At 32.2% G+C, this 26088-nt stretch carries 20 protein-coding genes; 9 read left to right on the forward strand and 11 right to left on the reverse strand.

What is annotated here, in order from left to right:
- Positions 1-92: 92 nt before the first annotated feature.
- From ACFFVB_RS05350 to ACFFVB_RS05360, 3 genes are all read left to right on the forward strand, one after another.
- Positions 93-1013, forward strand: coding sequence for an alpha/beta hydrolase (locus ACFFVB_RS05350; RefSeq protein ID WP_382381684.1), 921 nt, complete (start codon positions 93-95; stop codon positions 1011-1013).
- Between the two features lie 293 nt (positions 1014-1306).
- Positions 1307-2197: a polysaccharide lyase family 7 protein gene (locus ACFFVB_RS05355; protein ID WP_382381685.1), complete on the forward strand. Its 891-nt coding sequence runs from the start codon at positions 1307-1309 to the stop codon at positions 2195-2197.
- A 162-nt stretch (positions 2198-2359) separates the two neighbouring features.
- Entirely contained in the window at positions 2360-2818 is a 459-nt protein-coding gene (locus ACFFVB_RS05360) for a GNAT family N-acetyltransferase (protein ID WP_382381686.1), read from the forward strand.
- A gap of 118 nt (positions 2819-2936) precedes the next feature.
- Here the strand turns inward: ACFFVB_RS05360 and ACFFVB_RS05365 are convergent, their stop codons facing one another.
- Together ACFFVB_RS05365 and ACFFVB_RS05370 are read right to left on the reverse strand one after the other, a co-directional pair.
- Positions 2937-4679 (reverse strand): polysaccharide lyase family 7 protein, encoded by a 1743-nt coding sequence (locus ACFFVB_RS05365; protein WP_382381687.1) that lies wholly within the window; start codon positions 4677-4679, stop codon positions 2937-2939.
- A 194-nt stretch (positions 4680-4873) separates the two neighbouring features.
- Positions 4874-5779: an AraC family transcriptional regulator gene (locus tag ACFFVB_RS05370; protein ID WP_382381688.1), complete on the reverse strand. Its 906-nt coding sequence runs from the start codon at positions 5777-5779 to the stop codon at positions 4874-4876.
- Positions 5780-5998: 219 nt separating this feature from the next.
- On the opposite strand from ACFFVB_RS05370, the gene ACFFVB_RS05375 reads away from it, so the two are divergent.
- From ACFFVB_RS05375 to ACFFVB_RS05385, 3 genes are all read left to right on the forward strand, one after another.
- Positions 5999-6529: a TlpA family protein disulfide reductase gene (locus ACFFVB_RS05375; RefSeq protein ID WP_382381689.1), complete on the forward strand. Its 531-nt coding sequence runs from the start codon at positions 5999-6001 to the stop codon at positions 6527-6529.
- A 3-nt stretch (positions 6530-6532) separates the two neighbouring features.
- On the forward strand, positions 6533-7297 hold the full coding sequence (locus ACFFVB_RS05380; protein ID WP_382381690.1) for a thioredoxin family protein: 765 nt from the start codon (positions 6533-6535) through the stop codon (positions 7295-7297).
- A gap of 265 nt (positions 7298-7562) precedes the next feature.
- Complete coding sequence (locus ACFFVB_RS05385; protein ID WP_382381691.1) at positions 7563-8573, forward strand: glycoside hydrolase family 113; 1011 nt, start codon at positions 7563-7565, stop codon at positions 8571-8573.
- A gap of 193 nt (positions 8574-8766) precedes the next feature.
- Here ACFFVB_RS05385 and ACFFVB_RS05390 read toward each other — a convergent pair whose 3' ends face one another.
- The 9 genes from ACFFVB_RS05390 to ACFFVB_RS05430 form a co-directional block, all read right to left on the reverse strand.
- A complete protein-coding gene (locus tag ACFFVB_RS05390) occupies positions 8767-9654 on the reverse strand; it encodes a ChaN family lipoprotein (protein WP_382381692.1) in 888 nt (295 codons plus the stop codon).
- A 102-nt stretch (positions 9655-9756) separates the two neighbouring features.
- Positions 9757-11214, reverse strand: coding sequence for a M16 family metallopeptidase (locus ACFFVB_RS05395; RefSeq protein ID WP_382381693.1), 1458 nt, complete (start codon positions 11212-11214; stop codon positions 9757-9759).
- Positions 11215-11223: 9 nt separating this feature from the next.
- On the reverse strand, positions 11224-12540 hold the full coding sequence (locus tag ACFFVB_RS05400) for a M16 family metallopeptidase (protein ID WP_382381694.1): 1317 nt from the start codon (positions 12538-12540) through the stop codon (positions 11224-11226).
- 51 nt (positions 12541-12591) lie between these two features.
- Positions 12592-14130, reverse strand: coding sequence for a DUF6850 family outer membrane beta-barrel protein (locus tag ACFFVB_RS05405; RefSeq protein ID WP_382381695.1), 1539 nt, complete (start codon positions 14128-14130; stop codon positions 12592-12594).
- Between the two features lie 28 nt (positions 14131-14158).
- A complete protein-coding gene (locus ACFFVB_RS05410; protein WP_382381696.1) occupies positions 14159-15403 on the reverse strand; it encodes a DUF4876 domain-containing protein in 1245 nt (414 codons plus the stop codon).
- Between the two features lies 1 nt (position 15404).
- Positions 15405-18332 carry a TonB-dependent receptor gene (locus ACFFVB_RS05415; RefSeq protein ID WP_382381697.1) on the reverse strand — a complete coding sequence of 976 codons (2928 nt, stop codon included), beginning with the start codon at positions 18330-18332 and terminating at the stop codon, positions 15405-15407.
- Between the two features lie 199 nt (positions 18333-18531).
- Positions 18532-19704, reverse strand: coding sequence for a FecR family protein (locus ACFFVB_RS05420; RefSeq protein ID WP_382381698.1), 1173 nt, complete (start codon positions 19702-19704; stop codon positions 18532-18534).
- A gap of 131 nt (positions 19705-19835) precedes the next feature.
- On the reverse strand, positions 19836-20396 hold the full coding sequence (locus tag ACFFVB_RS05425; protein ID WP_382381699.1) for an RNA polymerase sigma-70 factor: 561 nt from the start codon (positions 20394-20396) through the stop codon (positions 19836-19838).
- A gap of 421 nt (positions 20397-20817) precedes the next feature.
- A complete protein-coding gene (locus ACFFVB_RS05430; RefSeq protein ID WP_382381700.1) occupies positions 20818-21195 on the reverse strand; it encodes a hypothetical protein in 378 nt (125 codons plus the stop codon).
- A gap of 99 nt (positions 21196-21294) precedes the next feature.
- Between ACFFVB_RS05430 and xerA the strand changes: the two genes are divergently transcribed.
- The 3 genes from xerA to ACFFVB_RS05445 all read left to right on the forward strand — a co-directional run bounded on the left by xerA (position 21295) and on the right by ACFFVB_RS05445 (position 25912).
- Positions 21295-22425, forward strand: coding sequence for a site-specific tyrosine recombinase/integron integrase (gene xerA, locus ACFFVB_RS05435; protein WP_446685091.1), 1131 nt, complete (start codon positions 21295-21297; stop codon positions 22423-22425).
- Between the two features lie 85 nt (positions 22426-22510).
- Positions 22511-23443: a hypothetical protein gene (locus tag ACFFVB_RS05440; protein ID WP_382381702.1), complete on the forward strand. Its 933-nt coding sequence runs from the start codon at positions 22511-22513 to the stop codon at positions 23441-23443.
- Between the two features lie 285 nt (positions 23444-23728).
- Complete coding sequence (locus tag ACFFVB_RS05445) at positions 23729-25912, forward strand: AAA family ATPase (protein ID WP_382381703.1); 2184 nt, start codon at positions 23729-23731, stop codon at positions 25910-25912.
- Positions 25913-26088: the final 176 nt, after the last annotated feature.

Consider the following 26088-nt stretch of genomic DNA (forward strand, 5'->3'; position numbering starts at 1 on the left):
CACCATTCTAACCTATAAAGCATAAATAATTATTGACCATGAATCGCTATTAGACTCCTTTTAATATGCATATTACGGGTAATACAAACAAAATGAATTTAACTGAAGACTACACTAGTGAAACCATTTCTCTTAAGCCAGATTACGAAGGGGAAGTAATTGCTGTGCTAACAGCTTCAAATTTTAATACAGGAGATAGAAAAAGCATCTTGTACATTCATGGATATATCGACTATTTTTTTCATCCGCATTTAGGAGAATTCTTTAACACCAATCATTTCGACTTTTATGCTCTCGATTTACGCAAGTATGGTAGAGCGCTATTACCGCATCAACACCCTAATTATTGTAAAAATATTGAAGAGTATTTCGAAGAATTATCACTAGCCATTCTACATCTAAAAAGCAAAAGTAGTGGTGTTTATTTACTTGGGCACTCTACAGGTGGTTTAACGGCGAGTTGTTATATGAATTCAGGAAAAGAAAGACACCTTGTTGATGGTTTAATTTTAAACTCTCCTTTTTTTGATTTCAATCAAACGAAATTGGAGAAATATATCAGTCAGTGTGTGGCAAAAATGGCCTCTAAAATATCAAGCTATGCCAAAGTTAATGGTGTTCTCACTCCTGCTTATGCAAAAAGTATTCATAAAGATTATTTTGGTGAATGGGATTTTAACTTAGACTGGAAACCTATAAAAGGCTTTCCCACGTATTTTAAATGGGTCTTGGCTATTGCAGCGGCACAACAAAGTTTAGTACACTCAAACATCCAAGTTCCTGTACTGGTCATGCATTCTTCTGGATCTATAAAAACGTCTAAATTTTCCAAGCAAGCCCTGTCTAACGATATTGTACTAAATATAGAAGACATTAAGCGCATTGGAAAAACACTTGGAAATCAAGTTACTTTATTGGAAATTGACCATGCCCAACATGATATCTTTTTATCGCCAAAAGTCGTTAGAGAACGTGCTTTAAATAAAATGATGTCTTGGCTTTTAAGTAATTAGCACCTCAATCAATGTAAAGTTAAGCATACAAGTAAACTCCTATTTCTAACCTTACATTCAAAATCTCATCTCCTAAAAAACTTTTGGCATCCCTTTTGTATCGCATAAATAGTTGCGATCTACCTTATTAGATAATGATCGAAACTAGATGTATATTTGCGCGATAAAAACTTATTTTTTGACACTTATATTATTGTATGTCAATCAAACACATCAATTTTATATTTTTGAATCTTGGAGTTTAGTACAGTACATAACAAACACACAAAACAACTCATTTTAATTGATTCTATATGATCACAAAGGGAATTTTAACCAGTAAATTTTTAATTTTTATATCGATTATACTAAGTATCGCTTGCAGTTCTGACAGAGAAACTACAGATGGCACTATTATAGACGAAACAGAAGATCCAGAAACGGAAGTCCCTGAAGTTGAGGCGGAAAATATAACCTGGAAAAACTGGTATTTATCGGTGCCCATAGATGCAGGAAGTGGAAAAGCAACATCTATAAAATATACGGATATTGTAAATGATAATCTAACCGCGAGTCAGTCTAAATACTTCTATAAAAACGCTGATGGTTCGTATACGCTGTGGACTAAATTTACAGGAATTACCACTTCGGGACTATCTGCTCTAGGCGATAAATATTGCAGAACAGAGCTTAGAGAATACTGGAGAGGAAACCAAACCACTACCGACAATTGGTCTATGAGTACTGGAGTTCACATTTTAGAATCGACTATTAATGTCGATTATGTAGAAGGAAATGGTCGTACTATAGTCGCGCAAATTCACGGTATCGCATCCGAAGGTATTACCGGAAGTCCAGCAACAGTAAAAATTAGATGGAACGATGGGATGATACAAATAGACCATTATATAAAGCCTGAAAATAATGATCCGTGGACGAGTAAATACGATGAAAAAGTTGACTTTGGACGCGTAGATAATGAAATATTCACTTTCAAAATGAAAATTGAAAATGGAAAATTATACTGCGGATTGGTCTGCGAAGCCAAAGACTTAGATATCGCATATACCGAGATCTACGACTATGTAGGAAACGGTTACGTTCATGAAAACTACTTTAAAACAGGTAATTACTTTGGATGGCATGATGATTATGAAAAATCGGCTCAAGTAGTTCTTCATAAAGTGGTTACCGATCACAAATAAACTATGATCTTATAAAAACGCATGACGTGTTATTCTACACATTCATGCACTCCTACACTTTCTAAACTCTGAAATTTTTAATACAAATTAAAAGTTTCAGAGTTTTTAGTTTAAATTTAAAATGTTATAATAACACATCTAAATACAAGCGAAATCAGAATTATGACCATTAGAGAAGCCACCGTTAATGATATTTACGCCATTGTTGAATTACTTTCAGATGATGACTTAGGAAAAACTAGAGAACAACTTGAGAGTCCTATTTCTGTAGATTACAACAACGCATTCCATATTATAAATTCTGATCCGAATCAAGAACTTATGGTTGTTGAAAACGAAGCTAAAGCGGTTATCGCAACCTTTCAATTGACCTTTATTCAATATTTAAATTACTGCGGCGGACTGCGCGTACAAATTGAAGCTGTTCAGGTAAGAAAAGATTTACGCGGTATTGGTGTTGGGAAACACATATTTGAATGGACTATAGAGCGCGCAAAAGAACGTCATGCAGTTATCTTACAGCTAACATCCGACAAAAGAAGACCAAGAGCTATTAAATTTTACGAAGACTTAGGCTTTACAGCCACACATGAAGGCATGAAAATGCACTTTAAATACTGAATCAATTATAAATTGTAAAAACCTCAGCTTTCTTTTCTAATTGTCGACTTATAAATGAATGAAAAAAGGCAAATGAATTAAACTCCATTTGCCTTTTGTGTATCTATTAAATTAATTATTATTTTTTAATAATACGTTTATTTATGGTCTGCGATTTTCCTGATAATCTCACGATATAAAGTCCAGAATTTAGATGTGAAATATCTACAGATTGTCCATTATAAAACTGATTAATAATCAGTTTACCAATATGATCGTATATCTTTAGATTATTAAAATCTTCTGCTCCATTAATTGTTATATTATTAGTAGCAGGATTTGGAGATATAGTGACTTTACTATCATCCAGAGGTGACGCTTCAATACTTAAGGACGAGGCTTCAAAAATTCGAAATTCAGATAAACTTACCCAAGGACCTTCATAAACAGCGGCACCCGTAATTGTTAATTTAACGAAACGTCCTTCTACAGGTGTAAATACATTTACAATTGGATTGCCTTCATCTCCCGGTGTGGTATTCTCAGAACGATCTACAATCTCTGTATAGGTACCATTTTCAGTATCTGAAACCGAAACAGTATATTGGTATGCTCTATCGGTATAACAAACCACTTCCGATCTTCCCATTGTATATACCTTCCCTAAGTCTATAGTAGCAGTTTGCGGAAACCCTGAAACCGACCATCTTGTTGCCGTCGATCCATCTACAAGATTTTCTACAACATTGTTAGCGTCATGAGTTCCTGTTCCCGTTATCACCTTTTTTAAAGCTAAATTAATCCCCAAGGCATCTTCAATAACCGTTACATTACTGCTGTCTGTAAAACCACCATCGACCGTAGTGACAGTAATAACTGCAGATCCCGAAGATTTTCCAGTTAATACACCGCTATTATTCACTGTGACAACACTAGCATCAGACGTGCTGTAAGTCACCATTTTATTTGATGCATGCGCAGGACTAATCGTTTTTGTTAATTGAAACGGACTGCCTATGGAAAGTTCAATATTATTTGGCGAAAGACTTACTCCACTAACCCCTACTTCATCGTGAGCTACAGAAAAATCATACACTAAAACCTCGCCATAATTATCTGGTTTTCCGGTATCGTCTCCTTCTTCTTTTGGATTACTCTGAGTATAATTCCCTACTTTAAAATAGGATTGGTCATATTCTAAATCCATAACATAATCTTTATCACCATCTTTAATTAAATACGCAGAGGCTGTATTATTTTTATAGGCTTCTAGAAGGCCTCCATCCTCAGAATAATAGCAATAGTGCTTATTATCCTGAACTAGAAAAATCACTTCATGAATCGTTCCTAACGTATAATTATTTGTAATACTAATATTAGATCTTAATTTACCACCATTAAAAGATAAAAACAGATGAGAATCTTCTAATCGCATCACCATCGCATCGTCGATACCAGCTTCTTTATCGCCGTGAATTTGGGTTGCAACTAATTCAGATTTATTAATTGGTAAGTGCGTAATGGCTTGTTTTACATAAAGCATATGCGAACCTTCTGTAGTCCAATATACATCGACGCTTCCATCGGGCTCTCTTTCTCTAAGTTCCGAGCGTACGTTATCAGAATTAGGAGTTGTTCCGTTATCACTTCTAATAGGCGTACGAAATACAATAGCATTTTTAGCGTCATTCACATAAAAAAACTCATTATTAGGCGCTCCACATAGTTGTTTTTCTTCTACTCCATTTGGATATGTAATTTTCCATTGCTTACAATTCTCCATGAGATCCGAAGGTACTTGAGCCCATAAATGGCTTCCGAAATTTGAAAATAAAAGTAATAGTATAAAAAATTGTAAGTCGTTTTTGTAGTTTGTTTTCATCGCATTCTATTTAATAAAATAAAAAATATATAAATTGGTGTACCAGTTTATTAGTGTACAAAATATGAAAAAAAAGAGGGTTATAAAAACAATTGGTTAACCAATTTTAAAAACATATTAATAGTGCCGATTTCGTGATTCAAATTAGACCAAATCCATACATAGCCTCCAAAACATTCCGTAATTACAATGACTTAATTTGGAAGTTTCCGAAATTTCGACGCTGTAATCCCTACATTACGTTTAAAGAATTGATTAAAATTCGCTACTTCATTAAAACCTAAGGCATCTGCAACTTCAGAAATACTCAATTCCTTCTGATGAAGCAGTGTTTTAGAATGTAACACTTTATAATCTATAATAACTTTTTGAGCACTTTGTCCTGTCGCTCTTTTTACACATTCTGAAAGATAAATCGGACTAATATTCAGCTTAGAAGCATATGCATTAACCGACAAAAAGTTGTTGTTACTCGCTAAAATTGCATTTTCAAATTTAGCCATGATAACATCAAATCTATTTAAAGGCACAATCCCTTCGTTATTATGTGTGATGCGCTTTACTTTATAAAGCAACTGAAAAAGTAATGCACGTATCATTTCTAAACTATTAACTTCAGAACTTCTAGACTCCTGATATAAAGCTTCTGCCAAAGTAGAAATTTCTATAAAATCATCTTCAGACAGATAATATAAAGGCAGTGTGTGTATCTTAAAAAAGGGAAACTGATTCTGAACCTCGTATGGTTGTTTTAAACTATCTAGAATTGAAGACTTAAAATAAATAACATAGCCCGAATCGTCATCTGCATCACTATTATTTTCGCCATAACTTATGGTCTGAAAAGGAGATACAATAGCTAAACCATTTGTCATTTTTTTAAAATCCTGTTCACCAATTCTCATGTTTTTATTATGCTGAGCGATGATACCCATTTCGAAAAAATCCCGTTTATGTGGTTCTAAAAATTCGGGATCATGATATAGTTTCTCCGTCCCTTTTCTTTTTCCAAAAGACTTAATATAAAACTGATTATTGTAATCTGTAATCGCATCAAGATCGTTTAAAAAGTAAGTCTTTATGTCCTTATATATCTTCATATTTTAGTAATACAACTTCAAAAGTAACAAAAACCTAAATAACAATCTTTTTTACCCATATTACAATATGAAATACAGTTTTTAATCTTGTATTTTTACAAATTCAAATCGACTGTACGAATTATAGTTTTTAACCCTGCGCTTTATAAATTGGTAGCCTAGATTAAACCTTTTATAATATGCGCAGTCTAAATTTCCAAAATGGCCCGAATACTAGTTATGAAAACAAACATACGTATACTCATTTTAGCACTTTTGCTTACACCTTTGTTTTATGGATGTGTAGATAAAAAAAGTAAAAGTGAAACTAAGACAACTCAAAATCTGAATGATAGTATTCCTGTTTACGATTTCGAAGATTTAGAACCATTACTCTATACTAATAGCGATAAAATTCAAATTGTAAATTTTTGGGCGATGTGGTGTGCACCTTGTGTAAAGGAACTCCCTATTATTCAGAAATATGCAGAAAACAACCCAAATGTAGAGATTACATTGGTTAGTCTAGATTTCCCAAGAGGCATTGAAACTAAACTTAAACCTTTCTTAAAAGACAAAGGGATATACTTAAAAGTAGTGCTATTAGACGACCCAGATTCTAATACATGGATAGATAAAATAAATCCAAATTGGTCTGGCTCTATACCATTTACAATCTTATTTAATAATGATAAGCGTTCTTTTCATGAACGTGATTTTGAAAGTCTTGAAGATTTAGAAACCGAAATACATAACACTTTTAATAATTAATATATGAAAAAAGTAAGTCTCCTTTTAGCTGGTCTTGTTTTAGTTGCAGGAACATTAATATCTTGTAAAAATAAATCTGAAACGAAAGAGCAAGGCACTACCGCAGAACATAATGAGGGCCGACCGGAACATCCAGAAGGTGGTCCAGGACACCCTCCAAAAGATCATGGCGATAGAAAAGGACCACCTCCTGGAGGAGACCATAGTCCTGTTCAAACTAAAACTTTAGAAGAAATTGGTGGTTATAAAATAGGAGATGTAGCAACAGATTTCGATCTTAAAAACGTTGATGGTACTCAATTTTCTTTATCTAGTATTACAGACGCAAAAGGTTACATTGTTGTATTTACTTGTAATGGATGTCCGTTTTCTAAAATGTATGAAGACCGTTTAATTTCGCTTCATAACACTTATGCTCCAAAAGGCTATTCGGTTATTGCAATTAATCCTAACGTGAGCCCAGATAATGAAACAGAAAACTATGAGGCTATGCAAAAACGCGCTGAAGAAAAAGCCTTCCCATTTGTGTATCTCGCTGATGAAAAACACGATATATTTCCACAGTACGGAGCTGTAAGAACGCCACATGTATTTTTATTAGATGCTGAACGCAAAGTACAGTACATCGGAACGATTGATGATAATGCAAAATCTGCCGAAGATGTTAAAGTAAAGTTTGTTGAAGATGCTATTGAAGCTTTAGAACATGGTAAAAAACCAGATCCTAACTTTACAAAAGCCATTGGTTGTCCTGTAAAAAGAAGTTAAAAAAAACCATTATAATACCTCCTATTTAATAGCGGTTCGGATGAAAATCTGAGTCGCTATTTATTTTTAAAGACTAACACATCAGATTTCATGTTTACAGTAACCCATTAACGATACAGCATTATCTAGAGCCTTCACATATATGCATCCCAAACCATCACTTCACTAAAGCCTTAATTTGTGATTTTTTTTTGTTTTTATTAACTATAACCAGAAAGTCTTCTTTAATGTAATATGTTACATTAGAAGCTTTGAATCGTACACTATGTCCAAATATACCTCCTTATTACTTATTATTCTATTAAGCGCCTTTTCTTGCCAACCGCAAACACCTAAAATAAATGGTGTGAGTTTTGTGTCGTCTAGAGATACGGTTAAAGGTGATCACATTAAACCATTGGTAGATATCCATGCTAATTATGCTGCTGTGATGCCATTTGGATTTATTAGAGATCTTAATCATCCAACAGTGCAATATAATACCGACAGACAGTGGTTTGGAGAAACCAGATCTGGTGCCAAACATTATATCGAAGCGTTGCAAGGACAACACATAAAGATTATGCTTAAACCACAGATTTGGATTGGGCATGGGGTATTTACAGGGCATATAAATATGCAAAATGAAGAAAATTGGATCCTTTTAGAAGCGTCCTATTCTAAATTTATTTTAGAATATGCACAATTAGCAGAAGACGCGCAAGTGGATATGTTTTGCATAGGAACAGAATTAGAGCAATTTATAATTAACAGACCAGATTACTGGAACTCTTTAATTAAAAGTATTAGAAAAGTATATTCTGGAAAATTAACGTATGCCGCCAATTGGGACGAATTTAAGAAGACTCCATTTTGGGACAACCTTGATTATATTGGGATTAACGCCTATTTTCCTTTGAGTTTAAATAAAACACCAAGTTTTGAAGACGCTTTAGAAGGTTGGAAACCACATAAAAAAGTTATTGCTGAGTTTTCTAAAACACATAAAAAGCCTATCATATTTACAGAATTCGGATATAGAAGTGTCGATTTTAGTGGAAAATCCCCTTGGGATAGTGATAGAAAGATGACACAAGTAAACCTTGAAGCTCAAGTTAATTGTACCAAAGCTTTATTTGAAACCGTATGGGACGAAGATTGGTTTGCGGGTGGTTTTGTTTGGAAATGGTTTATAAATCATGATCAGTCTGGAGGTGAAAACGATTCTAGATTTACGCCACAAAACAAACCTGTAGAACAGGTAATTAAAGCGTATTACAATCAGTTTTCGCGTTAAAGGAGGCTTTTTCTTTGGTCGCTATACTAAAGAGTATTAGAACTGATATATTCTTTCAAACTTAAGCGATTTTATAAAAATTAAAAGTTGAAGTAATAGCTTTTTAAGCTAAAAAAATCATCATCCAAGCCATAATTGACAGTATGACTTGGATGATGATTAATATGGGTTTTGAGATTTAATCAGTAAAAAACTACCAATTGGTCTGCGTCATATTATCTACAACAACTATTATGTAATTCGCAATCGTTGCTTTTTGTTCAGCGGTCATTGCATTCCATTCAGACTCTAAAACTGTGGTAATAGATTTTAGTGTTAAACCGGGTTGAATTTTGTTAATCCACCAAATTATGCCTTGTTCGTAATTCGAATGGTACGAGCCTTCAAAATGAAGTAAAAGGTTGCCTTGTTCAAAATTTTTAAGGGAAAAATGCGCCATAGTTGCATCCTTTGCGGCTTGAGCCATTTGAATATTTAGCATGTTTGGTGGCACATGTCCGCCCATATTGTCGGCCATTTCTGCATACGCTTTAACTGTTGGATCGAAAAACGTTTCTAAATCTGGACCAATTAATTCTAGTGCCTCGGGACTTAATTCTTTTAATCCGTCTATTCCCTTTTTGTTAATCATAGAAGCATAACGTCTAGGAATATTAGTCGCGATAAATCGAAGGTTTTTGTCTTTAGCAAACTCTACCAAGGGTCTATAATCGGTTTTATAATTCCCCCACATTTGTGTCATTTCCGGAATCATTTTATCTTCAGCATATACGCCGTTTAAATATTCATTTAAAACCAATTGATTGCCACTTTCAAACATTTCTGCACCAAAAAACAAAGCATCTCCCTTTGTTGCGAATAAACTTTTACTTACTTCTAACTGCATCCAATGAGAAATAGGATTTGTATGATATTCTCCAAAAAACACCATATCACTATTGGATAAATCTGCAATCATCTCTTCATAATTAGCAAGATCACCATTGCTTTTAAATAATTGGTACACGGGCTTAGTTTGTGCTCTTGCCACATTTAATAATGAGGTTATAAGTAGGATTATAAATAAAATTAACTGTTTCATGGATTTAGATTTATGTGTTTGTTGAATTGAGTAATTTAAAAGATCTTAATTTGTGTTTACTATTTTATATGGCATTTGGTCGCTTCAGTGTTTAAGAGCAGACTAAAGTTTCAGTTTATTTCCTTGTTCATCATAATACATAACATCTCCAAACGGTTCTAGTGTCCCTTTTAATTCAGAAATTTTACCTTCAACAGTAATCACACATGTAAAAGGGTTTATATATTTTTGAGACATTTCCATAATATCATCTATGGTAACATCGTAATACTGTTCGACTTTACTTTGTAAATAATCGTCTGGTAAATTATAAATATCTTTCTGCATTGCAAACGTAATGTATGGGATAGGTGCAATAGGATTTAAAGACCTCGTGTAATCCCCTATTAAATTATTTTTAGCAATTTTTAAATCCGATGCACTCACTTTAGTATTACGTAATCGTAACATTTCTAAGATAATATTTTCTACTGCATATGCCGTTTGTGCTGTCCTTACACTTGTATACACAGCTCCTACGCCTCCATCTGCAGAACTACCAACAGATGATCTAATAAAATAACAAAGGCCTTTATCTTCTCGTAAGTTTTTATACAAATACGACAGTTGACTTTCTCCAAAAATGTTGTTTAAAACCTGTAGTTTAATATCGTTATTAAAGTAAGTATAGGCATCGCCTAAATGCCAGCTAAAGGCTATTTTAGATTGTACCGCATTGGGCGCATCATGTACAATAATTTTTCTGCTTTGTATGATTGATGTTTTTTTGGTAATCGGACTTTCTTTAACATAAGGTTCTCCTGTTTTCCAGGCTCCGAAATACCGATTCATTAACGTTTTACATTCTGTTTCTGAAAAATTTCCAACCACAACAATTAAGGCATTGTTAGACACAATTCTATCATTTTTATACTCTTCAACGTCTTTTACGGTTATCCCTTTATATTCCGCTTTTGCAGTTTTAGTTGTTTTTACCCTATCTTTTTTAGGCCCGAAAAGCAAGGAATCTTTTACTGCTGTAATAGAAAATTCTTTTATAGGTTTACCTATCTCTACGTTTTTGTTTTTTGTATGTTTTTGTTTTTCTAGTTCAGATTTATACTTCTCGTCTATAGACGCTTTAGTAATTACAGGATGCAATAACGCATCTACATAGATATCTAGTAATTGATCTATATCTTGGGTCAGCCCTTTAATCGTGCCGCCATACATATTGGCATTTAGCATGGCACCAAAATAGTTTACTAGAGAATCTATTTCCTGATTTGGATATTTTTCTGAACGTTTATTCGCGTAGGCTGTATTTAGTATGTTTTTCTCTGCTAACCTAGTTTCTTCGTCGTATCCTGGTAATTCTATATTGACAGATATGGTAAATTTTGGATAATCTTGAACAGGTGCTAAATAAACCCGAAGTCCGTTGTCTAAGGTTATCGGAATTAATTTTCCGACATTTAATTTGCTCGGTGTGTTTGCTTCTGGTGGCATAGAACGGTCTATTTGAGCCATACCAGTAATACTGAAACACATACTTAAAATAAAAATAAAGATAGTTTTCATAACGAAGAGTTATTCTGGGTGATACGCAATTAGAATGCGATTATTTTTATCAAAATATTTTTTGGCAACGCGTTGAATATCATCAGCTGTTACTTTATTAAAATCGTCTAAAAGCGTTCTAATATCAGACGTTTTTTTATAGGTATGATAATAATTAGTTACCTTATCGGCAAAGGTTTCTGCATGATAAAAGTAATCGACATAAGCCATTTCAAATTGCTTTTTTACTTGTTGCAATACAATAGGATTTACAGGAGTATTTTTCAATAACTCCAATTGTTTATCTACTTTTTCAAGTACGTAAGTCTCACTATTTTTATTAGCAACCGTTACATTAATACTTAATGTCCCTACGTTTTCCCAAAAATCTGCCGACGCTTTTATATGTTTAATTACAGTATCGTTTTCGATGTTTAAATTATTTTCGAAATACGAATACTTACTGTTTCCTGATAAAATTGAGGTCAGTATTTGCATAACAGGAGCATCTGGATGACTCTGATCCATGAGCGGATACCCTATTAATAGCGACTCGTCTTTTAAGCCTTTTATGCTTTTATCTGTATGTTTTTCTATTCCGGATGATTTTTTAAAAGCTTTAGGTCTGCTAATCTTTTTCCCCTTCGGAATGTCTTTAAAGTACAAATTAATCCACGTTTTGGTGTCGTCGACATCTATATTTCCCGAGACCACTAAACACGCATTATTTGGCACATAATAGGTTTTAAAAAAGGCATCGAAATCGTCTTTAGAAGCGCTATTAAGATCGTCCATAGAACCAATCATATTATGTCCATAAGTATTAAAAGCATACAGTTTAGACATCATGTCAAAATACGAGTTCCCTAAAGGTTTACTATCGTAACGCATGCGTCTTTCTTCCTTTACAATTTCACGTTCGCGATCTATACCTTCTTGAGTAATTACAGGATGTAACATGCGCTCGGATTCTACCCAAAGTCCCAACTTAAATTCGTGTGCAGGTAATAACTGATAATAATATGTGACGTCGTAATTGGTATATGCATTACAATAGCCGCCAGCATTTAAAATAAAATTTTCTAATTCGCCTTGAGGTATATTTTTAGTACCGTGAAATAAAAGATGCTCATAAAAATGGGCATAACCAGTATGTCCCACTTCTTCATTTTTAGAACCGACATGATATTTGGTTCCAACAATTACATTAGGTTCGTTTACATCTTTATGAAGTATAACATGCAAACCATTGGACAGATCATATTCTTCAATATGAATATTATCCATGTTCTGACTCCACATTAAAAATGGAATACAAAACATGATACTACTTAATACCTGTTTCATTTTTTAATTTTTAAACTGATTCGGCACAATTATTACATGTAATTTATATGCTTAGAAATAGAGTTTTAGACCTGCAACTAAACTTAGATAGTCATCGTTTTTAGAATAATAATTCACGCTATCCTCAGGTAATTGTGTAGCTTTTGTATAGTCTGTAGTTAGCGAACATTCCAGTTTATTTTCATTTTTCAATTTTAAATCAAAACCCAGTTTAGTATTAAAATTAAAGGCATCTACACCGGTATAATTGGCTACCTTATTCCCTATCCAATCCACATAAATATTGTTTGCTGCAAAAGGATCGTGCTCCACATTTAGTACCATATGGTATGCGGTCTCTATAGTTGCAAAAACGGCTGTTTTATTCGAAATACGTTTATTTAAACCGATTTCAATTTTAGGATCTAAATACTGATAATCGAACACATACGCATAATTTAAATCTAACTGACTCTTGTTATAATAGTTTAAACCTAAACTTATTTTATTCAACAGTTTATTATAAAATAACATATTAGCCTCGGCATTTACAAGATAGCTCGTGGTGGTGAAATTTTTATAATAATAGGCACCACTATCTTCCCAAACTTTTCCGTTACCTTTTAAATATTCAGCTTTTAAGTACAGTGATAAGAGGCTATTGTCTTTATATTTATTATAAAATACTTTCACACTTTCTTTAAGAAAACTATACTTGGTAAGTTCATCGTTTTCTCCAAGATTAACTATGTTTTTATCTATCCAACGTTCTAAACCGTATTTAGTATCACTGCTTACCGATAAGTCCCAATCACTTTTTCTAGTGATCCAGCTAAATTGTAATTCGGGTATATTTCTTTTCGTTTGAAAACCGTTATCAATATTTTTTATGTATGATCCTAATCCTGTGTTTAAATAATAATTGGCCGTAGTTGCTGTATTATTTTCAGGAAACTTATTCCCGAGTTCAGAATCTGTTTTAAAAAATTCGTTACTTATGGCTACGCTTAAAATATGCTCTGGATTGAGCTGATAACTTAAAGATAGTTTGGTAAGAATTTTTAAAGCAGTGAGCTCATTTCTCGTATCTGTTTTTCTGAAGTAGAAATTAGTATCATAATTTAAATAACCTCCTAAGGTTAGTTTCGAATTTATTTTATTTGCTGCGCTTGCTTCAAAATTATAATCCTGATGGTTCCACACTCCGTTAGTTTCTTGAAAGAAATAGTATGGCGAGTTATACTCTGTGATGCCATACGTTAAATTATTTTCTACATCTTCTAATCTTGTATTTAAATATTCTAAACTACCGTATAACGTCCAATTTGTATTTTGTACAGCAGATAATGATGCCGTTTCTACATACAAACCATTTTGCTTTTTGTAGTCTTGAGGATGTCTTAATTCGCCTTCAGAATACAAATAGTTCGCTTGACCGTAAGAAAACTTTTGAAGATTAGCTTGATTAATTAAAGAGGGAATATCGAAATACCTGTTTTCAAAAATTTGAAATTGAAAGTCTCTCTCGATAACAGATAAACTATTCACATTAGTTATTGTTTGAGACGATGCATGTAACACAACTAAAAATAAAGAGAATGTAAAAAACATTCTCTTTATTTTTAAATGGTTTATTCTTTTAGTTATTGTAACCATATTTATCTGGGAAAGCTATAGCTTCAAAATCTACAGTTGAATTATTTGTGTCTATTAAAATAGTTCTACCAAAACGGTCTGAAGCTATTTCATCTACCTTTCTTCTAGAACTTAATCCTGTATAAGAAATCGCTCCATCTGCATTTACAAATGTAAAACCAGCATCTAAAGCACTTGGGATACGTTTAAATTCTGAAGCTCCAGAATTATCTAAAACATCTACAGCATCTACCACTAAATCTGCAGGAATACGCATTAATTTATATGTTGTTGTAGAACCTGCTTCTGTATAATCTACAATACCCGTATCTATAAAAGTAGCATCACTACTTACTAAAACAACACTTGCAGAAGCTGTAATTAATCTGAAGAAATTCGTTTCGTTAAACATATAAATATTTGTCATGTTAGGAACAGACGGATTATCTAATTCGAAAAAAGAGTTACCTGAACGTCCTTGTGCTTCTAACCAATCTATAGAATAATGCTCTAAAGTAGCATCTGTATTGTCTAATTGACCGTCTGGTGCAGTACTTCCTTCTTTATAGTTTACAGCGTTTAATGCAATTACAATACTCTTTCCTGGCTCTACTGGATAATCTTCTCCTGCACCTGGAATTTGGCTCATTACATCTGTATACACATAATCGCTATCTGTTAAAATAGAAGATAATGCTGTATCTCCAGACATACCTGTATCTCCAAAAATGTTAGCAATATACATCCCATCTGCGTATAATGTTTCAGATGAATTATTGAATATTTCAATAAAAGAATCTTTAAAAAGGGTGATATAACCTGATCCTGAAGAATAAATTTCTTTGATGACTAAACCACCATCAGAATTAGCTGCATTAACCACAACTGTAGACACAACCGTTTCTTGTCTTGATATTAAAACATTGTTTGCTGTACCGCTTAAGGTATACTCGTCTAATGATTGTGTGGCCACAACAGCATACGTTCCAACAGAAATATTTGAAAACGTAGCAGAACCAGTTGCATCTGTACTTAAACTAAAACTAGAATTATCTACTGTATTTGTAATGCTAACATCTACCCCTTCTAGAGAGATGTCTCCAAGCTCACTAGCCAGTTCTAATTGCACTTGTAAATTACCTAAATTTGCGACTTCATCGTCGTCACTACAACTAACTGATACTACAGTTAACAACAGAATTGCTAATAATTTTGCCGATTTTACCTTTTTTAAAATTGTGTGTTTCATGTTATTGATTTGATTTGTTATTAATTAATATGGTGACATTAAATCCTACTGATAATTTATTATTCAACGTTCTTCTACTTCCTAAATAGTCGTATGTAGGATTATACCAAGGTGCGTTATTAGCATAAAAACTAAATGAATGCCCTTGTTTCGTTTCCTTACGTACTTGTAAATTAAAATTACTGTAGAATGGTGTTTCTACGGTGGTATAAGTATTTTCGTCTTTCTTTAAATCTGTAAATTCAGGATTTGTTCTACTTTCTTGCGGAATATCAATATAATTTCCATCGGTATCATAATATGCAAATGGGTATAAGCTAGCACCTATATATTCCCTGCTTTCTTTAAAGTTTAATTCTGCCGAAAGTGTTAATACAAATCTTAAAGATGGTATATGCTGTATTAAAGTCACTGTTCCAAAACTTCTAACCGCCTTAGTTAATTCGTTGTCGTACACTCCATAACGCACTGTATTATCGCCTACTACATAAGACGATTTATCTATGCTATAGCCTTTATCTGTAACTAAGGTTTCTAAATAACTGTATCTAAAATTAAATTCGGTGTTGGTTGCTTTTATTCTTTCCGGATTTAAAATAATTTCAACCCCATCGGTAGATTCGTAATAGTTATTTTTCATAACACTTACAGTTCTAGGAATATTATAAACTTCGCCCGTTGGTTCTACGATAGGTTGCACGCCTTCTTCGGCAGTAACAACTTCATAAACAGATTTAGGAAGTAATAATAATTCATTAGTTGTATTTATTCCGCGACGTAAATCCTTTTTAAAATAAGTGAAATTTAGATTCATAAAACCTAGAGACCAATCAAACCCTACTTCTTTTAAATCGGAATAATTAGGCTTTAAATAGTCGTTAGTTGGTTGGTATACATAAGTCGTTACAACCGCTAAACGCTCGGCTGGATTTTCGGCATAATATTGAAAATTTATATAATCTATATAAGATCTTCCTGGGTATAATTGCACCATAGCTGGAGCTTTGTAAGAGACACCCCAAGCTGCTCTGGCTGTAAAATTGTTGTGTTTAGTAGAAAAAGACAGACGTGGAGACAATAGGTTATAGCGCGCTAACATATTATCGTATCTAAGTCCTAAATTAAGTTGTTGTTTTGACGATTCTCCATTCCTTTTAATAACGGTTTGGTGGTAAGCAGAAAACGTTTTAGAAGCTGGAATTTTCTCGAAAGTAGCAGATCTGCTCCCCGCGATATCCTGAGTGTGTGCAATATTCCCTGTTGCAACGCGTCCGCTCCCCTTATTATCATCTAGCGTATATTGTAAGCCGGTTTCAAAACTAAAATCGAAGTTTTCTAAATGTAAATATTGAGAGGCATCTATTCTTGCATTAAAATTTACAGGCCTTCCCTTAATATCTCTTGTTTGGTTAAATGCATTTGGAGTATAAGTGGTATTATATGTTCCACTTTCTATGGCTTCAATGATAGGATAAGGTCCGTTAAGAACATATGTATCGTAAAACGAATGCTGATTTACCAGGCTCCCACTCAAGTTATAATTAATTTTACCTAAAATAGATGACGGGAAATCTCCAGAGAAACTTAATTGATAAGACGTACTCTTTACGTCTGCTTCATTTTTATACACCTCTTCTGGTTCGTGTCGATTACCATCATCAGAATGACCGATTCTTAAAGACGTAAAATGATTCCAATCTAAACCTTCAAAAACAGGGAGTTTCCAACGTAAACCTAGATTAAAACTTTTATAAAATAATTTTCGTTCTGTAGGTGATCCTGAAGAATATGCGAATGAAAAATCGGAGTTTAAAACACCATAATCATTTAATTCATATCCTTTTGCTACAGATGTTTGATAGTTTGTAGATGATACATTTGCCGATACAATATAAGGGGATTTACCCACTTTACTCTTTACTAAAATTCCTCCCGAAGATAGGTTTCCATATTTCGGAGAGGCTACACCTGCTATTACTTCTACAGATTCTACATTGGCTAAGGTTATACTTCTTAAATCTACACCACCTGCAACCACAGATTTTCCACCGTCTAGCGAAGATGAGTTTTTGGTTTGCATATTGGCATCTGTACTAATTGCAGCACCGTCTATTATAATTGCAGTCCCGAACGAATTAGCGTCTGAGGTTACAGCACTACGTATACTCGCTTGTTTTGGAGCTGTTAAATTAACTTGCTCTGTTTTATTACCAGGAAGTAAACTTAAAACATCCGATAAATTCATGGCTTGAACTTGCTTTATGGCCTGACTTTCTATTTTATAAGTTGAAGTCCCTTCCCTACTTTCGGTCTTTTTTGCTGTTACAACAACTGCGTCTAAGCTTAACAAATCCTCTTTTAAGGTAATGGTAATGTTAGATAGATCTGAAAATGAAGCTAAATCTATCACTTCTGTTTTATAGCCAATAAGACTTAATTTTATATGAAAATTTTCATGAGGCAGTTCCATAGAGAACGCACCATCTAAATTGGTAAATGTTCCGATATTTAAATCTGAAATAATAACATTTACATCGGCTAAGGGTTGCTGATTAATATCGAATACGTGCCCTTTAATGTCCACCTTATCATTATAAACTTTACGCGTCCGTTTATCGTTTACAGGCTTTTCTTTTATTAAGATGATGTTATTATCAGTTATCGTAATGTTTACATTTCCATTAGATAAGGCTAAATCCAAAAGTTTATCGATCTTAATAATTCCTTTTTTAAGTTGCACTTTAGGAAAAGATTTGAATAATTTTTCCGGATAAATAAACATGTAATCACTCGATTGTGCTTTAATAATTTTAAAGACTTCATCTACAGTAACCACTTTGTCTTCATTAATACTAATTTCAGCATTTTGAGAGCGCACATGATTAGAACCAAACATTGTAGCACAAAACAAGAATATAAATATTCGCATAATACAGTTTAAGATACCTTTCCTGAATACAGAAGAGGCACTAATTAATTTAAATTTCATTAATTTGTAAATTATTAGTTAATTAAACCTTTTTTTAATTGATTGATATTGTATTGCGGAGAGATGGTCTTGAGCTTGGCGGTTTAAACTATCTCTCCTTTTTTATTATAACATTACTAATCCTGTTTAGACATTAGTGTTATTTTATTATTACCGATTTTTTATTAATTTCGAAAGCATTAATAATGTCGGCAGATTGAAAAATGGTTAGAATACTTTCTATACTATAATTCTTCTTTAAAGACCCATTAAATTTCTGATTTTCTAGATCTTTCTTCTCAAAAGTAACGTCAATATCGTACCATCTAGAAAGCACCGTCATGATGTCTTTAAGTGGTTTATTTTCGAAATTGAAAACACCTTCTTTCCATGCTATTTCGTTATAAACATCGACAGCCGTTATTGCTAAAGCGTTGGTCTCTATATTTAAATGAGCTTGTTGGTTAGGTATTAAGTTTTTGGTTTTATGCCCAGAGCTTACCTTAACTTTCCCTTCTACTAAGGTTGTAAACACATTAGGTTCTTCTTTATATGCTTTAAGATTAAATTCTGTTCCTAGTACTTCTATAGTTTGTTGCTTCGTTATTACCTGAAATGTTGCACCATTATGTTTTGTACTTGGAGACACATCAAAATAAGCCTCTCCATACATAAGCTCTACCAAACGTGGTTTTCCTTTTATAAAATGCACTGGGTATTTTAATTCGGATTCAGAATTTAACCAGACATGTGTACCATCAGACAATGTCACTTGAAATTGGCCTCCTCTTGGAATGGTTAAATAATTGTAGGCTACGTCTTGGGTTGTAGATTCTGTTGTATTATCGTCCTGATAAACAATTTCCTCACCATTAGTTACTACATTTTGAGCCGCGTACTTTACGTCTTTTACAAGTGCTACTGTTTCGCCACTTTCTAATGTTAAGATGGCCTTATCTACACCAGGTTCAATTTGATTGTCGACAATTATTGGCGAATTAAGATTTTTATTTAAACCATGTTCTTTTAAAAAGTACGTGGTTGTAACTAAACCTAATACTATAGCTGCAGCCGCCGCATAATGCCAGTAATACGTTTTTTTAGGGACAACCAACTTCGATTTTAGAATTTTCCAATCGGCTTTAGTATCAATCTTTGTTTTTAAATCTAATCGCGATTCTATTGCAGATTCATCCGTTAGTCTTTTAAGGATATCTTCTTTTTCTTGTTCTGAAAATACATCTGAAGATTCTAACGCTTTTGGCTTTTCATCTTTTAACAACGAAGAAGCAATCTGCTTAGTTAATATTATGATTTTATTAAACTTTACCATTAATTGTGATTACTATTTGTACCTAAGACGACAAAATGTTACGATAGGGTTAAAAAAAAATATTTTTTTTTAATCAAGATGTAAAACATTAACATTTTAGGCGGATGAATGTGAAATAATATGAGTTGTTTTTAATTGGAAGACTCGAAGACAAAAGCCAATAAAACGAAGTAGTTTTTTAATAGTGGTCTTAATCTTTTGTAGGCTATTTTTTTTTGAGCTTTAACCGTATTTATAGAAATATTAAGGTGCTGTGCAATTTCTGCATTGGTAAGATCTTTTATACTTAACTTAATAATTTGAGCACACTTATTAGGAAGCGTATTTATAGCCTCTTCTATTCGAGATGAAGCCTCCTCGATAACGACTTCTTTTAAATAAAAAGAATCTTTATTTAGATTATCTATATCTACAACAGACATATGATCTGTTGTTTTGAAACGTTTACTTTTTAAAAAATCTAATGATTTGTTTTTAACTGAAGTATACAAATAAGATTTTACAGCAATCTCGTTTTTGAATTCGATTTTATCTTCCCAAATCTTTATAAAAACATCTTGCACTATATCTTTTGCAACATCTAAATTATCGACATAATTTTCAGCAAAAAGACATAATGAAGTATATAATGTATCAAAAACATTTTTATACGATTTTAAGGACAAAGTATGAATCTCTTTTGTCTCGGGCACTGAGCTTATAATTAAATTAGGGATTCAAATCTAAATAAAAAGTAACCAACTTAAACAGCTAACTTCTTTTTTTATGTTTTGAGAATGTAAACTTGATTAAAAAAATCATTTATTCAAAAAAACATTAAAAATTTACTAATTAAACAATACTTCAGATAAAAACTGCAATGGTTTTAATGGAAAAACGGCACACTAATCACACATAATAATAATAATAATAATAATAAATTTCAATCCTGTTTATATAAAACAATTTTAAAACCGCTATTACTGAAACTCCTACCAAAAAAAGCTTTTTACGGATTGCGGATCACAAGAGCAGGTATACTTTTTTAAGCAGCCAGTTGAGTTGGATAAAACCCGACATCGCTTAAAACTTTAATAATATGGGTGATATCCGTTTTGTATCTCATTAAACGTGTTACTTTTCCATGTAGTCTTGCCACATAATTAAAATATATTTCTCGACGTCATGCTCTGTTTTTCTTAAAAACCCATATTCATATATAAACAAATAAACATCGCCTTTTGTGTTTTTCCAGTAATGTGTAAAGTAGTTTGGATTAAAACCTTCGCTTATTAGTTGGTCTTTTCTAATGATGGCTTTTCCGGATTTATTGTAATTTTTTAATATCCGCCGATTATTTTTTAATTGATTATCTACTTTATTATAAAATCGGGGTGCTTCAGTTATAGACTTTTTGTAATGAAATGAGCTTTTACAATGCATGTCGCAAAACCGTTTATCAGATCGCCCTAACAACACTTCACCACATGCCTTACACTTATTCACTTCCATACATTTCACAATTAACTGAATAACAAACGAATACTATACGTTTAATATACGATTTGGAATTTACTTTTAGGTAATTTAATGCAAAATATTAGACAAAACATGGTTTACAAATCCAACATCACCTTACATCATCTTTATATCGATCAGAAAAAGTACATTGGTTTAAAATTCTATTTCAACAAAGTGCTCAATGCATTAATTAAGGAATTACCTGAATTATTGTGGAGTGACGAGTTTAATATGCATTATATCCCAAATACAAAGTCTAATTTGGATAAGGTATTTATTCTTTTTAAAGGTGTTGCTTGGATAAATTGCAGGTTTTTTTTCGAGATAAACAAGTCTAAACAATTACTTGAAGACTATAATGATGAATGGGTAGATAAACGTGAAAAAGCTCCAAATTATGTAAAGTGTCCGGACTCTTATTTAAAAAAACTTCGGATTAAAAAGTATTCTAATAACACCGTAAAAACCTATGTCAATTGTTTTGAGAAATTTCTTAATTATTATAATACTCAAGATATTGATTCTTTAAATGAAGTAGACATTCGGGCTTATATAGAATGGGTAATAGATAAAGACTATTCTGATGCCTATGTAAACCAAGCGATTAACAGTATTAAATTTTACTTTGAAATTGTTTTAGGAATGCCCAATAGGTTTTACAATATAGAACGCCCCAGGAAAAAAAAGAGACTACCTACTGTTCTAGCTAAATCTGAAGTTCTAAAACTGATTGAAAACACAAATAATATAAAGCACAGATGCATAGTTAGTGTAATCTATTCGGCAGGTTTAAGAAGAAGTGAGCTAATACATCTAAAAATTGAAGATATTGAAAGCGAGCGCATGCTAATAAAGGTCTGTGATGCAAAAGGCGGAAAGGACAGATATACCTTATTATCTAAAAAAGTACTTGATGATTTAAGGATATATTACAGGCAGTATAAACCCAAAATATACTTATTTGAAGGTCAGGAATCTCAGCAATATAGTGCTGCAAGCATTAGTAAAATTATAAAAAATGCGGCATTAAAAGCTGCGATTAAAAAAAACATTACACCGCATACACTCAGGCATAGCTTTGCAACACATTTATTGGAGAATGGCACAGATTTAAGGTATATACAATTGCTATTAGGACATAATTCTAGTAAAACTACAGAAATTTACACTCATGTGGCAAAAAGCAGCTTTGAAGTAATAAAAAACCCCATGGATTTGTAGGAATTTATTTAATATATTTGGTATAAATATAGAGGATATAAACACACCAGTGTGTTTATCCCTACGTTGGCCATAATTACACTGAATGAAATACATTGCCTTTATTATATCATTACTTTTTAATGTCCACCTTTCATTTTCGCAAAAAACTGAAAGTGAATATTTAGAAAAATGTGATTATAACATTAAACTTTTAGCCGGAAAAACGAATGAAGTGGATAAATGGATGTCACGCTTCGACAGTATTAATGCAGAATATGTAAGGATTTCTACTGAAAAAAGTAAAGACGAAAAATATTATTCCAAAGACGGTGTGGGAACAGTATATTCGTTTCAATACCTAAATACCATTTACAATTATTTGTTACCAGAAAAAACCAATTTAGTAAATGCTATCGGCAAAGAACTTTTAAATGAAAAGATAGATAATAAATTATCTAAGAAGTTAGATTCTCTGAACTCAGTATTTGAAAGCCACGCAAGTACCCAAAATGCATCAAGATTACAACCTTTATATATTGAATATTTAAAAATCCGAACAAATTATATTGAGAAGAAAAACAAATTAAAAGTATCTTTTAGCTATATGCACAAGCCAGCTGACAATGTTTATGCTGAACCTTCAAGCATAAACGAATATGTTATTTACGACTGGGCCTATACTATTGATGAACTTTTACTAATAGACAAAAAAACGGACGATTTGGAGATTCAATTATCAGCCGTAAAATATAATATTATCAAAGAGCCATTACCCTATGTGCCAATACTATTTCAAGTGGCAACTCTACTAATTCTTATTTCTAACCTCTTAGTCAATTTTGGATTTGAAGCAAAAACAAAGAAAATAATAGTTGCACTCGTTATTCTCTCAATGGCAACTTCATTTATCCTTCTATTTACTAGTTCTTATACTCTTATTAACTCTTCGATTAATGTATTCGTTCCAGGTGTAATGTACTTAATTTACTATCGAAAAAACAAAAATAAAACTATGGCTAACAATGGCTATAGTTAATACGGGTTTGGTGCTTAACCCAAAGTTTAGAGCTTTAAACTATGTCCGCCAAATCTTTTGATTTGGCTTTGAAAATGAAAATTAAAACAAAATAAAAAAGCTTTGGCTAAATGCTAATTCGAAAGTTCAGTTATCTGAATTCCCGTACTAACCATAGCCGAGACGTTGTGCTTCATTAAAAAAAAGCCAACCCACAAACAGCACATTTGGTTTTTCCAACACATACGCCAACGCTAAAAAAACCAAAAGAGCTGTTTTTTGCCAACGCTCGAATGAACATTTGTAATGATAGAAAAACTTAAAATTCACAAAACAGCTTCATACTCTAATCTAGTAGAAATTGAGCCAAAAGAAATAAATTATTTTTATGGAAGTAATGGAGTAGGAAAATCATCTTTAAGCAACGTAATCGCAGATGAAGATTTATTTCCTGATTGTTCACTTACTTGGAAAACGACACCTATTGAAACTCTAGTTTATAATAAGAGTTTTGTAAAGACAAGTTTCAACCAAAGTAATGCTATTAAAGGTGTTTTCACTTTAGGGAAAGATGCCACAAATGCACAAGAGTTCATCACTAAAGCAAAAGATAAAGTTGATGCTCTCAAAATCGCTATTGATGGCCTAAAAAAAACTTCTTCCATAAAAGAGGATGTTCTTAAAAAGAAAACAGAAGAAACTGTCAATAAAGCTTGGAGCATTAAAGTAAAATATGAATCTAATTTTAAGCCAGCATTTATTGGGTTTATAAAAAGTGGAGAAAATTTCTTTAAAAAATGCCTTCTCGAAATTAATAATACTTCTACCCTCTTAACTGAGTCAGAGATAAAAATAAAATCTGACAAAGTATTTAGTGATAATCTAATGACTTATGATGAAATTCAAGAATTAGATTTTAAGGAACTAAATAATTATGAGAACTCATACATCCTTAAAACAAAAATTATTGGGAAAGAAGATATTGAGATTGGAAAATTAATTCACAAACTCGACAATAGTGATTGGGTAAAAGATGGTGTTGACTATATGCAACAAACAATAAATGAATGTCCATTTTGTCAACAATCCATCAATCAAGAATTAAGAAAAAAAATTGAATCATTTTTTGACGAGTCTTACAACGAGCAAAAACAAGAATTAGATGATTTCATTCAATCATATAAGATTTACATAGCTAACCTAATTACAAAAGCTAAATCTATTTCAGAGTTGGAAATTTCAATTTTAGATTTCTCTATATTAATAGACAAAATCAATATATTAGAAGTACAGTTTAAAAACAATATCAATAAATTGCTTTCTAAAAAGAAAACACCAAGTTTAATTATTGAGTTAGAATCTTTAGAGGCAATTTTAAAGGAAGTTTCAGGTTTAGTTTTACGTTTCAAAAAAGAAATTGAAGAAAATAATAAAACCATCAAAAACATCACTATTGAAAAAGAAAAATTGAAATCCGAAATATGGCGATTTGTTATAAATGAACTAGAGGTTGACCTAAATAGCTACGTTAAAAGAAAAACAGAAATAGATAAGGCAATTCAAGCTATTTCAAAATCTGAAAACGAAAAAAACACTAAAAAATTAGACCTTGAAAAACAAATTAAAGACAAAGAATCATTAGCTACAGACGTAATTCATACAGTTAACGAGATAAATAAAATATTAAACCTTTTTGGTTTTACCAATTTCAAACTAGATGTAACTGAAACAAAAGGATTTTACAAAATTATTAGAGAGGATGGTTCTGAGGTAAAAGAAACTCTAAGTGAAGGAGAATATACTTTTATTACGTTTTTATATTTCTACCATTTAATAAGAGGTAGTATAAACGAATCTGGAATTTCTAAAGATAAAATAGTAGTTATTGACGACCCAATATCTAGTTTAGACAGCAATATTCTATTTATAGTTAGTAACCTTATTAAAACACTCGTTAAGGATACAAGAAATGACACTAACGGAATCAAACAAATTTTTATACTAACTCATAACGTATACTTTTTCAAAGAAGTTACACTTAAAGTTCGAGATGGAAAATGGAAAGAAGAATCATATTGGATAATTAGGAAACTAGACAACAAAACTCAAATAAATGAACATCAAGATAATCCAATAAAAACTACATATGAATTATTATGGCGTGAATTAGACAACTTAGAAAATGTCAACACTGCTACTATATTCAATACTTTGCGTAGAATTTTAGAATATTATTTTAATATTTTGGGAGGGTTGAAATACGAAGAGGCGATTAATCAATTTGAAGGAGAAGAACAAATTATTTGTAAAGCTCTAATATCTTGGATTAATGATGGTTCCCACTTCATTAATGATGACTTAGTTGTATATGTGGAACCTGAAAGTGTTGAAAAATATATAAAGGTCTTTAAACTTATATTTGAAAAAATGGGACATAAAAGCCACTTCGATATGATGAGTAGAAGTCAAACAGAATTTGCCAACGCATAAAGCCATACACTTTTGCAATTCGCTACAGCCATCAACTTCTCCCAAAATTGCAAAAGAGTATGTCTTTGCCAACGCTAGCAACTTTGCGGAAAATAACGAAAGCACAACAATGTATATAAAAAATAGGGCGATAATTGCTTAATTCAAGGCTAGTGATTTTTTATAAAGTCCGCCAT

The sequence above is a fragment of the Formosa undariae genome (assembly GCF_042427615.1).
Lineage (GTDB): Bacteria > Bacteroidota > Bacteroidia > Flavobacteriales > Flavobacteriaceae > Formosa > Formosa undariae.

Coding starts and splice junctions, on each gene's coding strand:
- ACFFVB_RS05350 (WP_382381684.1), top strand. CDS start 93: ATGAATTTAACTGAAGACTACACTAGTGAAACCATTTCTCTTAAGCCA.
- ACFFVB_RS05355 (WP_382381685.1), top strand. CDS start 1,307: ATGATCACAAAGGGAATTTTAACCAGTAAATTTTTAATTTTTATATCG.
- ACFFVB_RS05360 (WP_382381686.1), top strand. CDS start 2,360: ATGACCATTAGAGAAGCCACCGTTAATGATATTTACGCCATTGTTGAA.
- ACFFVB_RS05365 (WP_382381687.1), bottom strand. CDS start 4,679: ATGAAAACAAACTACAAAAACGACTTACAATTTTTTATACTATTACTT.
- ACFFVB_RS05370 (WP_382381688.1), bottom strand. CDS start 5,779: ATGAAGATATATAAGGACATAAAGACTTACTTTTTAAACGATCTTGAT.
- ACFFVB_RS05375 (WP_382381689.1), top strand. CDS start 5,999: ATGAAAACAAACATACGTATACTCATTTTAGCACTTTTGCTTACACCT.
- ACFFVB_RS05380 (WP_382381690.1), top strand. CDS start 6,533: ATGAAAAAAGTAAGTCTCCTTTTAGCTGGTCTTGTTTTAGTTGCAGGA.
- ACFFVB_RS05385 (WP_382381691.1), top strand. CDS start 7,563: ATGTCCAAATATACCTCCTTATTACTTATTATTCTATTAAGCGCCTTT.
- ACFFVB_RS05390 (WP_382381692.1), bottom strand. CDS start 9,654: ATGAAACAGTTAATTTTATTTATAATCCTACTTATAACCTCATTATTA.
- ACFFVB_RS05395 (WP_382381693.1), bottom strand. CDS start 11,214: ATGAAAACTATCTTTATTTTTATTTTAAGTATGTGTTTCAGTATTACT.
- ACFFVB_RS05400 (WP_382381694.1), bottom strand. CDS start 12,540: ATGAAACAGGTATTAAGTAGTATCATGTTTTGTATTCCATTTTTAATG.
- ACFFVB_RS05405 (WP_382381695.1), bottom strand. CDS start 14,130: ATGTTTTTTACATTCTCTTTATTTTTAGTTGTGTTACATGCATCGTCT.
- ACFFVB_RS05410 (WP_382381696.1), bottom strand. CDS start 15,403: ATGAAACACACAATTTTAAAAAAGGTAAAATCGGCAAAATTATTAGCA.
- ACFFVB_RS05415 (WP_382381697.1), bottom strand. CDS start 18,332: ATGCGAATATTTATATTCTTGTTTTGTGCTACAATGTTTGGTTCTAAT.
- ACFFVB_RS05420 (WP_382381698.1), bottom strand. CDS start 19,704: ATGGTAAAGTTTAATAAAATCATAATATTAACTAAGCAGATTGCTTCT.
- ACFFVB_RS05430 (WP_382381700.1), bottom strand. CDS start 21,195: ATGGAAGTGAATAAGTGTAAGGCATGTGGTGAAGTGTTGTTAGGGCGA.
- xerA (WP_446685091.1), top strand. CDS start 21,295: ATGGTTTACAAATCCAACATCACCTTACATCATCTTTATATCGATCAG.
- ACFFVB_RS05440 (WP_382381702.1), top strand. CDS start 22,511: ATGAAATACATTGCCTTTATTATATCATTACTTTTTAATGTCCACCTT.
- ACFFVB_RS05445 (WP_382381703.1), top strand. CDS start 23,729: ATGATAGAAAAACTTAAAATTCACAAAACAGCTTCATACTCTAATCTA.